Raw genomic sequence first — 13,828 nt, forward strand, 5'->3', positions numbered from 1 at the left:
AAAGTGAAAACATTGGCTTTCTTTTTATCCTCCTTTACTGAGTTGAGTCATTGTATGGTACCGGTTTTTTACGCACATAGCGGCAATAAAACAGAACAGTGGCATTTTTTGAAAGATCACTTAATTGCCGTCGGTAGTTTGGCGAGCCATTACGCCGAAAGAAATTGTCCCGTCATGCAAGACGCGGCGAAGTGGGCGGGATTACTGCACGATCTGGGAAAATATCGTGATGAGTTCCAACAGTACCTGCGCTCTGAACGCGATGGTGGAGTTGAAACCCGTCACGCTGTTTATGGCGCGGCGCTTGCGTTTCAGCGCGATTGGCTCGGTCCGGCTTTCGCTATTGCAGGTCACCATGCAGGTTTGTATGATCTTAATCAATTGCAAACATTGGTAGAAGACCCGAAATATCGGGTGGAGGAGCGGTTACCGCTAATTATCGAACGATTTGAGAAGGAACACAGCTCAATTCCCCAGTATATTTCTGAGCCTGAATTCGTCAATGGCAACCCTCATCGCGCTGAATTTTATATACGTATACTTTTCTCGATGCTGGTCGATGCGGATTTTATTGACACCGAATCCCATTACACAGGAACACTGCGAGGCGCTATAACGCTTGCGCCTTCTGAACTGTTACAACGTTTAATTGATGAGAAAGCAGGTAAGTCTCAAGACGGCGTATTGAATACTATTCGTAATCAAATTTTCCAGCAATGTCTCGACAAGGCCGCTAAGCCGCAGGGTTTCTTCTCGTTGACAGTGCCGACTGGAGGCGGCAAAACCCTGTCGGGTATGGCCTTCGCGCTGGCGCATGCGGCGCGGCATACGTTACGTCGCGTGATTGTTGTCATACCTTACCTTTCGATCATCGAACAGAACGCTGCGCAATATCGCCGTATACTTGACCCAGAAAACATAGGCATTGTGATCGAGCATCACTCTGCCGTGAATGTACCGGAAGATAACGACGAAACGAGGCCTTTGGCACCTTTCGAAAAACACCCCAACGAATACGCAGCGGAAAATTGGGATGCGCCGATTATCGTCACGACTTCGGTGCAGTTCATTGAGTCGTTGTTCGCCTGCCGTACATCGCGTTGCCGCAAATTACATAATATTGCTCGTTCAGTAGTGATTTTTGACGAGGTACAGACTCTCCCGAATCATTTGCTCAATCCGTTGTTAAACGTCTTTCATGAACTGCATGACAATTATGGCGTGAGTTTTGTTTTTTCGACAGCCACACAACCGGCTTTCCGGCATCGGTCTTTGTCGTTGAGCGAAGGCTTTAAACCAAATGAAGTTCAGGAAATTACGCAAGACACGGACCAACTGTTTCAGCAGTTGCGCCGGGTAACGATCAGTGCGCCAAAGACAGATGAAGTCTTGAGTTGGGATGCTTTATCCAAACAAATGTCAGGACAAAGTCAAGCCTTGTCTATCGTCAATTTGCGCAGACATGCGTTTGAACTTTGGCAAAAGCTGCGTCGTGAGGTGCCTATTGATGAAAAGGGTGCTGTATTTCATTTGTCATCGGCTATGTGCGCGGAACATCGTTTGGACGTTCTGGGGGCAGACCGCGAACCATTGCCCGGTACGATTCGTTACCGTTTACGCAATGATCAACCCTGTCGTCTTGTCTCCACTCAGTTAATCGAGGCAGGAGTAGACGTGGATTTTCCGATTGTCTGGCGCGCGCTCGGTCCGCTTGATTCCATTGTACAGGCTGCGGGACGTTGTAATCGCGAAAACAAACTTCGCGACGATGATGGTAACCCTAAATTTGGCGAGGTCATCGTCTTTCGGCCTGAAGATAACAAGCTTCCTCCCGGAGTTTACCGCACAGCGACGGAGATTACCGTTAACTTGCTTGCCGATACCGAGGTTGATGCTTTGGCTACAGATCACATGCTGTTCGAGCGGTACTTCGATCAACTCTATCAATATGTGCCGAATGATAATGGTGTCCAGCAGGAGCGAGAAAAGCTACACTTTCGCAAAGTTGCTGAATTGGCAAAAGTTATCGAAAGCGATACCCAGGCTGTCATCGTTCCTTATGGAAAGGGTTGCGACCTGATTGAAGAAATACGCACACGGCCTGTTGTTAAAGGCAGTCCGCGTTTCAACCGAAACGATATGCGAAAATTGCAGCGTTTTATGGTCAACCTGCATCAGCGCGATTTTCAGCGATTGTTTACGCTAAAAGCAATCAAGCCGCTGCTGCCGAATCTCGATATTCAGGTATTGGCTGAAGGCTGGTATCACCCCGATCTTGGTATCGTTATCGAACAACGCCCTTTGGAGGATTTCCTGATATGAGCGAAAACCTTATAACCATTCGTGCATGGGGCGACTATGCCTGCTTTACGCGCCCGGAAATGAAAGTCGAGCGCGTCAGCTATCCGGTCATGACGCCTTCCGCCGCGCGCGGTTTGCTCGAAGCCATCTTCTGGGAGCCGCAGATTTATTACTTGATCGACGCCATTCACGTCATACGGCGCGGAGACTGGTTTTCCTTCAGAAGAAACGAGGTTGAAGACGCCATCAGTTTGAGTAATAGCAAAACATGGATGAAAGAACCGCATAAAACAACGCCGATTCGGGCGGGTGGAGGCATAGGCACTCAGCGCAGTATGCTGGCGCTTGCCTCGATCGAATATCTCATTACCGCTGAAGTTCATTTGACTGATCTTGGAAAAAAAGGCCGACATCCTCTCAAGACCTACCTTGATGAAATTAAGCGTAGATCGAAAAATGGCAAGTGCTATCATCGCCCGTACTTGGGCGTCCGAGAGTTCGCTGCCGATTTCGAATGGGAAGAAGATGCGCAAGCTGCACTGGAGCGACGCGCGGCGGAACTCGGTAAAAACTGGCAAAACATCTGGTTTGAAGAAGAATTAGGATTGATGTTATACGATGTGTTCGATCACGAACAGCGTGTGCGAGGTTTTCAATGGTTAACTGATGAACCTACGCCCATTAAAAAGAAAATGCTTCCACGTTGGGACGGACAGTTGGTTAAACCAGAGGCAGCTTTTTTTCATGCAAATATCAAGAACTCTAAGCTTGATTGTCATCCCCAACGGGTTCGATTGGTACGCAACCGATTGATTGAGAGGTAACGATGCTGCTGAAACTGCTTTATGACTTCGCTATCTCTGAAAAGCTGCTGGAGGATGCAGCCTTTATTAAAAAGCCGGTACGTTGGGTTATCCAGCTTGATGCAATTGGTCAGCTTATCGGTGAAGGACCTATTGAAACTCATGGAAATGATGAGAAAAAGGCGCTTGAACTATTCATTCCAAAAACTACAAGGGCAACTGGTGGGGGGCAGGTTGCTGACTTTCTTGTGGATGATATCGGTGCATTATTCAACTTGAATACCAATCCGCAAACAGATCTGAACCAACGAGCAGCGAATAATCTTCATGGAAAGCATCAGGACTATTGGCGCCAAATTAGCGAGGCATGGATAGCAACGGATCATTACGGGCTTTCTGCACTAATGGCTTTTCACGATCAACTGCAGGGTGCTGTGCCACCATTTTTGAAGCTGGATTCGGAAGGAACGCCAAAATGGGTGATTCGAAAAGCGACGGGAGAAACGGTAAAGCTCGGTTCCGATCTTCTGACCTTTGCGGTCGATGGTCATATTCTCATTAACGACGAGGATGCCATAAAGCCCTATTGGCGTGGGGTTCATGCTGCCGAAATGGAAACATCCGAAAAGGAGGCGCAAAGGGGGATTTGCTTGATCACAGGTCAAGTCGGCGTACCGATTGCACGCACTCATACACCGATGGTTACAGGGCTGCCCAAACCGGCTCGTGGTACGGGAGCCGGTTTGGTAGGATTCGATAAAAATGCCTTTTGTTCTTATGGGCTTAAGAAAAGCTTTAACGCTCCCGTATCAATTGATGCATCAATTGCTTATCTTGCAGCAATACAGCATCTCAGCAAACAAGAGGATCATTGGCTTGCTATCGGCCCTGCCTGGCTTTGTTTTTGGACGCTGGGCGCAAAAGCCGCTTCTGGTTTTTTTGCCAATTTATTAAAACGCCCGGATTCAAAAACTGTCAGGGAGTTTATGGTTTCGCCTTGGAAAGGGTTCGAGCAACCTCCAAACCAACTTGGTCGCTTCATAGCAGTTACGCTTTCCGCCGCAGGCCCGAGAATTATCGTTAAAGACTGGCTGCAAATTTCGATTGGGGACGCTGAAAAAAACCTCAAAAAATGGTTCCAGGATTTAGATGTCGCTCCTTATGGCAGTCGAGATGATATACAGGACGAGCGCTCGCCACTGTCAATTGATCAGCTTGCCAGCACCACGATCCAACGAAAAAGTGATGGAAAATTTGACAGGGATAAGCTTAGCCCTGATCTGACCAGTGCGCTGTACCGCGCTGCCATAAAAAAAGAGTCGCCCCCATTGACATTGTTAAAGCCGCTTTTGGACCGATTTAAATCCAATATAGCCAAGAATGGTTTGAGTGCTTTGCGGGATCAAGGCCGTTTCGCATTGCTAAAACTAACGGTCAATCGTCAACTTCGATCTGAAGGAAAATCAGAAATGCAATCGCATGTTTTTGAAACCAATGACCCTGCTTATAACTGCGGTCGATTACTGGCAATCTTCGATTCGCTGCAACATTCCGCTCATGGCGAAAGCTTTAAGGGCAGTACGATTGCGGAACGGTACTTTGGCTCCGCTTCTACTGCGCCCAATACCGCTTTTTCATTACTCTGGAAGCTGCATCAACACCATTTGAAAAAGCTCAGGCAACAAAGAGAAAAAGGGCAGCGGGCAGCGGCAAAGATCAAGGGTTCAATCACTGAGATTGCCAGTTTGTTTTCTCCAGAATTTCCAGGTGGGTCGCCTCAGTTTCCCCGTTATTTTACTCTCGTTGAGCAAGGCCGGTTTGCGCTTGGCTTCTATCAGCAAATGGCTGCGAGAAAGGCGGCTATAGACGAGCATAAGAGAAAAAAGGATGCGGGTGAGCTGAAACCGGAAGATGAAGAGCTTGAGCTTTCCGAACGCGAACAATAAACACAGTAATATTAGGAGCCAGAAATGAGCCAAAATGTACTCGCCAACCGTCACGATTTCTTACTTCTGTTCGAAGTTACTAACGGCAACCCGAATGGTGACCCAGATGCGGGCAATATGCCGCGTATTGACCCTAATTCCAATCATGGACTTGTCTCGGATGTGTGTCTAAAACGAAAAGTCAGAAATTTCGTCGAAACATTCCCTCCTAAACGACATGAAAACGATGACAGTAATGGTTTCAATATCTTGATTAAACAAGGTGCGGTAATAGAGACTGAACAAAAGGAAGCCATAAGATCAGCAAAGGATCAGCATAAGGACGACAAGGACAAACAAGCCGAAGCCGCGATGAAATGGCTGTGCCGCGAGTTTTTCGACGTGCGTACCTTTGGCGGCGTACTATCCACCGGTGATGATGTGATGAAAGGTTCTGCTTGGGGGCAGGTTCGCGGCCCAGTCCAGTTTACTTTCGGCCAGTCTTATCATCCGATCACGCCACTTGAAATTACCATTACCCGCTGTGCTGTAACCAAAGAAGCAGACAAAGCAAAGGAGCGCACGATGGGGAGTAAACATATCGTTCCCTATGCCTTGTATTCGGCTAAAGGCTACGTGTCGCCGGCATTTGCTGAACGCACCGGGTTTACGCAGGCTGACCTCGACTTGTTATTCGAAGCTTTACTGCAAATGTTCGAACATGATCGCTCGGCGGCGCGAGGGGAAATGGTAGTGCGTGGGCTGTATGATTTTGAACATATTGGCACGCAGCATGAAAACAATGCCGAGCAAAATAAACGGGAAGCCCGGCTAGGTTGCGCTCATGCGCATAAATTGTTCGAAGGTATTAAGGTTGATTTGTCGGACGATGCGAAAGCCAAAGGGTTTCCCGAATCGTTTGTCGATTACCAGGTGGTTTGTGAATGGACGAATGAAAATATGCCTAAAGGCATACGTTTGCATAAACGGCATGAAGTTTAGTTAACCTTTTATTACTGATAGGTAATCGTTATGAACTGGCATGACCGCATCGTTTCCGATCCTGACACCTTGTTCGGGAAGCCGCGTATCAAGGGTACGCGCATAGGGGTCGATTTTGTTCTCGATTTGCTGGCTTCCGGCTGGACCGAGGCGCAAATTTTTGAGAGCTACCCCCATTTGCAGCAGGAAGACTTGCAGGCTGTTTTTGCTTTTGTTCGAGAATGTTTAAAGGATGAAACATTCATTATGAAATCGACGTTACACCCGGGGGGACTGGCGGCGTGAGCAAACCGGCGCTTCTAGCCGACGAGAACTTTCCGTTACCGGTGATCGCCGGACTGCGCCAAGCCGGTTATGACGTGCTCTCCATCGCCAGTTCGGTTCCAGGTATCAATGATCGTGCCGTCCTCGAATTGGCTTGCCGTACAGGAAGGCGCTTGCTGACCTTCGATGCCGATTTCGGCGATCTGGTTTGTTTTCGTGGTGTACTACCGCCGAAAGCGGTACTGTATTTTCGTCTTCATCCAATCAAGGTGGCTGAGGTTTTGAGCGTGGCTTTACGTGCGTTGGAAGAAACGCCGGATGGACATCTTGCGGTCGTCACGCGAGAAAATACACGTTTACGCCCATTTTTATCGAGGCAGAAACAGTGAGCGACCTTGCTGAAGTCATTCCGCTTTCCGCGCTTAACCAGTATGCCTATTGTCCCCGGCGTTGCTATTTAATTCACGCCGAAGGCGAGTTTCAGGACAATATACATACTGTCCGCGGCACGTTGGAACATGAGCGTGTCGATCAGCAAAACGGCGAATCAAAAGCTGCTGGGGTGAGGCTTGAGTATGCCTTACCGGTGTGGTCGGATGTTCTCGGTATCAGTGGACGTTGCGATGCCGTTGAGTTTCGCCCGGACGGAGAGATTTTCCCGGTGGAGCATAAGCATGGCAAGCGCAAGCAATGGTCCAATGACGATTTGCAATTGGCTGCTCAGGCAATGTGCCTGGAAGAAATGACTGGCAAGGACATCCCGCGCGGCGCGATCTTTCATCAGCAATCGAGGCGGCGGCGTGAGGTTATTTTCGACGATGCTTTGCGTTTGGCAGTGAAAACTGCGGTCGAGGAAGTACGGGCCATGTTGTCCCGTGGCGTGTGTCCGTCTCCGCTTGGCGGCTCCGAAGCGCGTCGATGCGGCGAATGCTCTCTGCGCGGTATTTGCGAGCCGGAACTGGTTGGTTCCGGTGGAGAATTAGAGCAGATCGCCCTGACCTTGTTCGATCCGAAAGAAGAAGTGCTATGATCGTGATGCAAGAATATAAGCGTCAACCACGCTTGAGACATGCTGACCGGCGAAAATGCAGCCCTGGTCGGCGATGCCGAACTATGCCGGGGTGTTCGTTGCAGGATGCCAGCCAGCCAGACATGGTGAAATCGGTCGAGATGATCGACTCGTTGGCGAAAAGCTTATTCGAACCGGAGCAGGAGCTTCCATGACGGTATTGCAAAATACGCTCTACATCACCACCCCCGACGCTTATTTGCGTCTCGAAGGCGAAACCGTGTGCGTGATGATCGAAGACGAGAAGCGCCTGCAGGTGCCGCTGCATTATTTGTCCGCGTTTGTGTTGTTCGATCACGTCATGCTCAGTCCCGCCTTGCTCGGACGCTGCGCCGAGGACGGGCGTTCCGTGGTCTGGCTGAGCCGTTCCGGACGTTTTCAGGCGCGGATGGAAGGGCCGGTCAGTGGTAATATCCTGTTGCGGCAGGCGCAGTATCGCGCTGCGGACGATAACGCGCAAACGCTGAATATCGCTCGCGCCGTGGTCGCCGGAAAGCTGCGCAACAGTCGCCAGCTTTTGTTGCGCGGCGCGCGCGAAACTGAAAACGCCGAAGAAAAGGACGCATTGGTGCGCGTGGTCAAGGTATTGGCGAATCAGATAAGAAAGATTCCGTCGGCATCCGATCTAGATGCTTTGCGCGGGTTCGAAGGCGATGCGGCCCGCATGTATTTCGAAGTATTGCCGCTGGTCATGAAGGCTCAGGTTAGAATGGATTTTCCGTTCGACAGCCGAAATCGCCGTCCGCCGCGGGATCGTTTCAACGCGCTGATTTCTTTTTTGTATGCCCTGGTATTGAGCGATTGCCGTGCCGCCCTGGAATCGGTGGGGCTCGATCCGCAACTGGGTTTTCTGCATGCGGTGCGTCCAGGCCGTCCGGCGCTGGCGCTCGATCTGCTGGAAGAGTTTCGCGCGCCGCTGGCGGATCGGCTGGCGCTGACGCTGATTAACCGCGGCCAGCTTCAGGCGCGTGATTTCGACGAACGCGAGGGCGGTGCTGTGCTGCTCAACGACGCCGGACGTAAAACCGTTATTGCCGCCTACCAGACGCGAAAACAGGAAAGCATCGTGCATCCGCTGTTGCAGCAAAACAGCCTTATCGGCCTGTTGCCTCATTTGCAAGCGCGCTTGCTGGCGCGATACCTGAGGCAGGATGTGAAGCATTATGTTCCCTATCTGCATAGGTAAATGGTATTTTCTTTGTAGGAGCGGGCTTCAGCCCGCGATGATTTAATATATTCCAGTCTTGTCGTTCCGGTATTCAGTCGGCGGTGATAATGCCGGCCCCCTATCGCGGGCTGAAGCCCGCTCCTACAAGGCTGTTTTTTACGGAGGGCGATAGATGTTGATTCTGGTGTCTTACGACGTATCCACGGAAACATCCGCCGGGCGCAGACGCCTGCGCCGCGTCGCCAAAGTCTGCCTGAATTACGGGCAGCGCGTGCAAAAATCGGTGTTCGAGTGCCAAGTGAATCTGGCGCAAATGGAAATGCTGAAAAATGAATTGCTGGATGAAATCAACGAAGCTGAAGATTGTCTACGGCTTTATCGAATCATAGAGCCGCTGGAGAAAAATCTGATGGAGTTTGGTAAATTCAAGGCTGTGGACTTCGAAAGTACGCTTATCGTCTGATTTGCGCGAACCATAAGCGACGCCTATATTCCTGTGATGTTCGCGCATTGATTAATTGGTTGATTTTAAATAATATTTTTCTATATATCACTATGGGAATGTCTTCGCTTCCCCTCCCGAAAATGTATTCGCGCTTTTCTTCTTGTTTTTTAAGTATTATCATACACCTGCAGCAAGGCTGCATCTCCCGGCATTTATGCCGGGAGTGGATTGAAACTCCATCCAGGCGCTGTAACGCATCGCGCGCTACGCATCTCCCGGCATTTATGCCGGGAGTGGATTGAAACGATGCATTCAGCACCAGTGCGCCACTTCTTTTGAGCATCTCCCGGCATTTATGCCGGGAGTGGATTGAAACGTTTGCAAGTATGCATTTTGAGATGATTCCATCGCGCATCTCCCGGCATTTATGCCGGGAGTGGATTGAAACTCGCAGGTAATGCCGCAAATTGCAGTGGCATGTTGCATCTCCCGGCATTTATGCCGGGAGTGGATTGAAACATGCCATATCCGGGTATCTGATAAGTGGCACATGGGCATCTCCCGGCATTTATGCCGGGAGTGGATTGAAACGCCGTAGTCGGTGGTAACACATCAGTGATATGTCGCATCTCCCGGCATTTATGCCGGGAGTGGATTGAAACAAATCATTGATAACAGCGCTCACAACCATTTTATTGCATCTCCCGGCATTTATGCCGGGAGTGGATTGAAACCATTGTCTTGCAACTCATTATCCGACATAGCCACGCATCTCCCGGCATTTATGCCGGGAGTGGATTGAAACTCCAGGATGGAGATATTATGAACGTGCTTCATTAGCATCTCCCGGCATTTATGCCGGGAGTGGATTGAAACAACAGTATGAGTGGCGTTCCGGTGAGTCGGATGAGCATCTCCCGGCATTTATGCCGGGAGTGGATTGAAACGTGCTCGCAGCGGTGCAGCAAAACGGCTATGCGCTGCATCTCCCGGCATTTATGCCGGGAGTGGATTGAAACAGTCAGCGGACTACATGACCGTATGGACGATCAACGCATCTCCCGGCATTTATGCCGGGAGTGGATTGAAACGTCGGTCCATCGAAGGCAAAGCTGTCGCGAATTTGGCATCTCCCGGCATTTATGCCGGGAGTGGATTGAAACAATTCCAGAGTCAGCAATCGTTGCTTTAGCGGCCAGCATCTCCCGGCATTTATGCCGGGAGTGGATTGAAACTGCGCGAACTGGACGGGGACCACCTTGCTGCAACGGCATCTCCCGGCATTTATGCCGGGAGTGGATTGAAACATGTAACCCGCTTCCGCATGAGCACCCATCCGGTGCATCTCCCGGCATTTATGCCGGGAGTGGATTGAAACTTATGCCTTCAGCCGTTCCACCTGCTCGGTCGGCGCATCTCCCGGCATTTATGCCGGGAGTGGATTGAAACTCCAATATGCTTCTTCAATGCCTAACTCAGTTTGGCATCTCCCGGCATTTATGCCGGGAGTGGATTGAAACATGTCTATCGAAATGACGGACGCCTTCAGCAAAGAGCATCTCCCGGCATTTATGCCGGGAGTGGATTGAAACTTGCAAAAACTGTTGAATAGCAGTTATCAGTAAAGCATCTCCCGGCATTTATGCCGGGAGTGGATTGAAACTGTAATCAATATCTATGCGAATTCCTTCGAACAAAGCATCTCCCGGCATTTATGCCGGGAGTGGATTGAAACCTATTAACTTCGGGGCGATTACGCCCGGCGTTCCGCATCTCCCGGCATTTATGCCGGGAGTGGATTGAAACTCAAAATAAGGCAATTTTGGGACGGTTTTAAAAAGCATCTCCCGGCATTTATGCCGGGAGTGGATTGAAACATGTCAACGCCGATCATGGCGGCGTTTTGCGCGTTCGCATCTCCCGGCATTTATGCCGGGAGTGGATTGAAACTATGAAGTTTGCCCAATAGAAGTGACCGAAGGCCGCATCTCCCGGCATTTATGCCGGGAGTGGATTGAAACCCACAAACCACGTGTCATTATTCGCTTTCATTTCGCATCTCCCGGCATTTATGCCGGGAGTGGATTGAAACGAATCAAGCGTAGCCGATATTACTGCCCCGGCTGGGCATCTCCCGGCATTTATGCCGGGAGTGGATTGAAACTATGTCATAGTCATATCCTGATTATCCGTACAATGCATCTCCCGGCATTTATGCCGGGAGTGGATTGAAACCCCAAGCATCGAACATTCCAATTTGCGAATGATGCATCTCCCGGCATTTATGCCGGGAGTGGATTGAAACCCGCCTAAAAAGAGAAAACTTAAAAGCGGAAAGGGCATCTCCCGGCATTTATGCCGGGAGTGGATTGAAACAAGCGCTGGCTGGTGTCGCTGGGCTGGACGCCAACGCATCTCCCGGCATTTATGCCGGGAGTGGACTGAAATATGGCATAAATGTCAGCTTTTCCTTGGATTTAGGGCGTAACGATCAAATGGCTGTTAATCATGTACAAGCCTTCTCTGAGTGTGGTTTCCGACGAGGTAATTTCACTTTGTACCTTTTTCGCGGATGTTACCGCGCTGGATATTAAAACCTCATCCCTGTGTACGGATTGCTGAGTTCTATGAAGGCTGAAATTCATGTCGATAACGGCGCTATTGGTGGCGCTGATGGCGGAGCCTATCTTATCTACGGCAACCTGGGTGCTTTTAATGCCTGTCGTTATATTTTCTATGCTTACCGCGGCGGCGTCCAGCCTGCTTGCAATATCATTAATTCTGGCCTGGCCGTTTATCAGCTTGAGCGTAAAGTGCTGTAGCGACGGACCCGCCTGCAACATGTAGTTGCAACCCAGATTAATCAGGCCGTTGAACGGTCCTATGTTCATCACGAAATTGGGGCCAACATTTGTTACGTTGCTCGCGCCAATATTGTTCACGAAACTCATTCCGAAATTTGTTACATTGCTCATGCCCCAGTTCATCAGAACGCTGGAAAATCCGGCTTCATTGAAAGGATAGTTTTCAATTTTAATGCCATGGTCGTTCAAGACATATACTTCTCCATAATTACGTTCTTCTTTTTTTCCGTCGGTGGTAGCAAGCGCGTTGCCGATGGTTTTGTTAAATGAATCGCCTGTCGTGACGAAGGTGCTGTTGCCTTCGGAATGCAGCGCCAGGCCTTGCCTCCCCGAGTTGCTCTGCTCAGGGCCGTTGACCGCGAGGTCCGATTTACTGGAGCCCAGGCGCACCCAGCTTCCTTGCGATGTCAGCTTCATATGCTCCGCTCCGGCCATATCCCCCATCACCAGCTCATTTCCGCTCGAAGTGCGTATGCGTGACAACTCCTGATCGTTGTTTTCCACCACGCTGGGGTTGTTCGGGTTGGGAACCGCTCCCATTATCACCGGTTGATCGGGGTTGCCGTTGACGAAAGACAGCAAAACTTCCGCGCGTTTGTGCAAGGGGAAATGCATGCCGTGATCGCTGCCGGCAAAAGGCGTCATCATTCGTACCCTGGTGGAACCGCGGCTCGCTTCCTTCTCGGTGATATCGAAAGGCACCTGTATTTTGTATTCGCCTTTCTCATTCAGTTCGGCGTATTTGCCTTCCCCTTCGCCGTCGATGAAGGCGTTCAGCGTTCCTTCGATTTTCGGCCATGGATGCCTGATTTCCGGGCGGTACTGAACATCCGAAGCGATGGCCGTAAACTCGGCCAGATAAAAATCATTGCAGGCTGGTCCGGCATGGCGAGCGCCGATGGCCTGAGGGTCGAGTCCCGCCAGCAATAAGCCCGCTTGCGAGCCCTGGTGTTTGATGCGGATCACCAGCAGCCGCCGGTTGAAATCGGCGCGGAAGTGTCCGTCGATTTCAATGAAATGACCGCAGCGCAAACCGGTAGCGTTACTGTGGCCTTGAAACTGTTCGCTCCGGCAGCGTATGCCTTCGGCGCGTAATGACGCGATCAACCGCGCTTCCTCGTTGTTTCTCAGGTGTTCTCCATACAGGACAATCTCTCCCATGCCGTCAGCATCGACTTCGGCGGTTCCCTGAAGCTCGCCATTGCCTTCCTTGTGAAAGTAATCCATGACCACGACCTGTCTGGGCAATATTTGATAGTGCTGCTCCAGTTTTTGAATACGGCGGATTTCGACAGGGTTCGCATCCAGTTCTCCAGCCGGCTGGTAACGCAGTGAGATGGCCTTATCCTTGTGTCCTGCGTGCGTGTTGCAGAATACGGCTTTTTCCCGGCCATCGATTTCCTCGAACCACCAGTAGATGCCCAGGCGTTCGCACCATCGCGAGATGAACGCAAGGTAACTCTCCTGATATTGGCAAATATAATCCCATACCGGAATATCTTCCCCGCTGTTTTTAATTCTGAATTCGTATTCGCTGCTTAATAGCCCTGCAAGATTCATTACGTGGCGAACAATTTCGTGGCGTTCCTTATCAAGATAGACTTCAGACCTGCGATAGGATTCGAGTTTCCATAACCTGGGGACTAATACCGCACGATAAAACGTCAGGCCGCTGACCTGATGCTGCAGGGTAAATTGCTCTACCAGTCCTCTGTAGATAGCGGAGCTTCCGGATTCGAATCCGTCGTTCAAGGTGAAATGGGCTTCCTTGCCGACAACGCTTTTTGCCTTGATATCGCAGTCTGCGGAAGCCAGCAGTAATTCGAAGCGGTACAGTGTGGATATTTCCTCTTCCCCCTCGAAACTGACTACTTTAAATTCCGTAGCGGGACTGCCGGGAATTGAAAACAAAAAGCGGCGCTCATTGTCATGTGGCTGGTTAATTATGTTATTCATTATTTTTCTCCAGGGAGGATCAGGCAAAACG

The 13,828-nt window shown here is 50.3% G+C and carries 10 protein-coding genes and 1 CRISPR repeat array; of the genes, 9 read left to right on the forward strand and 1 reads right to left on the reverse strand.

Features of this window, described 5'->3' with window-relative positions; translation table 11 throughout:
* The first annotated feature begins 3 nt into the window (after nt 1–3).
* The 9 genes from cas3 to cas2 all read left to right on the forward strand — a co-directional run bounded on the left by cas3 (nt 4) and on the right by cas2 (nt 8,995).
* Nucleotides 4–2,322 carry a CRISPR-associated helicase Cas3' gene (cas3, locus tag F6R98_RS05445; RefSeq protein WP_153248121.1) on the forward strand — a complete coding sequence of 773 codons (2,319 nt, stop codon included), beginning with the start codon at nt 4–6 and terminating at the stop codon, nt 2,320–2,322.
* Nucleotides 2,319–3,125: a type I-C CRISPR-associated protein Cas5c gene (cas5c, locus tag F6R98_RS05450; protein WP_153248122.1), complete on the forward strand. Its 807-nt coding sequence runs from the start codon at nt 2,319–2,321 to the stop codon at nt 3,123–3,125. The genes cas3 and cas5c overlap by 4 nt, the downstream gene beginning before the upstream one ends.
* A 2-nt stretch (nt 3,126–3,127) precedes the next feature.
* On the forward strand, nt 3,128–5,050 hold the full coding sequence (gene cas8c / locus F6R98_RS05455) for a type I-C CRISPR-associated protein Cas8c/Csd1 (protein ID WP_153248123.1): 1,923 nt from the start codon (nt 3,128–3,130) through the stop codon (nt 5,048–5,050).
* Between the two features lie 24 nt (nt 5,051–5,074).
* Nucleotides 5,075–6,031 carry a type I-C CRISPR-associated protein Cas7/Csd2 gene (gene cas7c / locus F6R98_RS05460; protein ID WP_153248124.1) on the forward strand — a complete coding sequence of 319 codons (957 nt, stop codon included), beginning with the start codon at nt 5,075–5,077 and terminating at the stop codon, nt 6,029–6,031.
* 30 nt (nt 6,032–6,061) lie between these two features.
* On the forward strand, nt 6,062–6,316 hold the full coding sequence (locus tag F6R98_RS05465; protein WP_153248125.1) for a DUF433 domain-containing protein: 255 nt from the start codon (nt 6,062–6,064) through the stop codon (nt 6,314–6,316).
* Nucleotides 6,313–6,684 (forward strand): DUF5615 family PIN-like protein, encoded by a 372-nt coding sequence (locus F6R98_RS05470; protein WP_153248126.1) that lies wholly within the window; start codon nt 6,313–6,315, stop codon nt 6,682–6,684. Before F6R98_RS05465 ends, F6R98_RS05470 begins: the two co-directional genes overlap by 4 nt.
* On the forward strand, nt 6,681–7,325 hold the full coding sequence (gene cas4, locus F6R98_RS05475; RefSeq protein WP_153248127.1) for a CRISPR-associated protein Cas4: 645 nt from the start codon (nt 6,681–6,683) through the stop codon (nt 7,323–7,325). Before F6R98_RS05470 ends, cas4 begins: the two co-directional genes overlap by 4 nt.
* Nucleotides 7,326–7,515: 190 nt before the next feature.
* Entirely contained in the window at nt 7,516–8,550 is a 1,035-nt protein-coding gene (gene cas1c, locus F6R98_RS05480; RefSeq protein ID WP_153248128.1) for a type I-C CRISPR-associated endonuclease Cas1c, read from the forward strand.
* A gap of 154 nt (nt 8,551–8,704) precedes the next feature.
* Nucleotides 8,705–8,995: a CRISPR-associated endonuclease Cas2 gene (cas2, locus tag F6R98_RS05485; RefSeq protein WP_153248129.1), complete on the forward strand. Its 291-nt coding sequence runs from the start codon at nt 8,705–8,707 to the stop codon at nt 8,993–8,995.
* A gap of 180 nt (nt 8,996–9,175) precedes the next feature.
* Nucleotides 9,176–11,425: direct repeats of the CRISPR family, unit length 37 nt; unit sequence GCATCTCCCGGCATTTATGCCGGGAGTGGATTGAAAC.
* Nucleotides 11,426–11,454: 29 nt separating this feature from the next.
* On the opposite strand, the gene F6R98_RS05490 is transcribed toward cas2, so the two are convergent.
* A complete protein-coding gene (locus F6R98_RS05490) occupies nt 11,455–13,797 on the reverse strand; it encodes a type VI secretion system Vgr family protein (RefSeq protein WP_153248130.1) in 2,343 nt (780 codons plus the stop codon).
* Nucleotides 13,798–13,828 lie beyond the last annotated feature (31 nt).

The sequence above is a fragment of the Candidatus Methylospira mobilis genome (assembly GCF_009498235.1).
Taxonomy (GTDB): Bacteria; Pseudomonadota; Gammaproteobacteria; order Methylococcales; family Methylococcaceae; genus Methylospira; species Methylospira mobilis.

Excerpts from the sequence above, each read along its gene's own strand:
- cas2 (WP_153248129.1), top strand. The coding sequence starts at position 8,705 with ATGTTGATTCTGGTGTCTTACGACGTATCCACGGAAACATCCGCCGGG.
- cas5c (WP_153248122.1), top strand. The coding sequence starts at position 2,319 with ATGAGCGAAAACCTTATAACCATTCGTGCATGGGGCGACTATGCCTGC.
- cas8c (WP_153248123.1), top strand. The coding sequence starts at position 3,128 with ATGCTGCTGAAACTGCTTTATGACTTCGCTATCTCTGAAAAGCTGCTG.
- F6R98_RS05490 (WP_153248130.1), bottom strand. The coding sequence starts at position 13,797 with ATGAATAACATAATTAACCAGCCACATGACAATGAGCGCCGCTTTTTG.
- cas7c (WP_153248124.1), top strand. The coding sequence starts at position 5,075 with ATGAGCCAAAATGTACTCGCCAACCGTCACGATTTCTTACTTCTGTTC.
- cas1c (WP_153248128.1), top strand. The coding sequence starts at position 7,516 with ATGACGGTATTGCAAAATACGCTCTACATCACCACCCCCGACGCTTAT.
- F6R98_RS05465 (WP_153248125.1), top strand. The coding sequence starts at position 6,062 with ATGAACTGGCATGACCGCATCGTTTCCGATCCTGACACCTTGTTCGGG.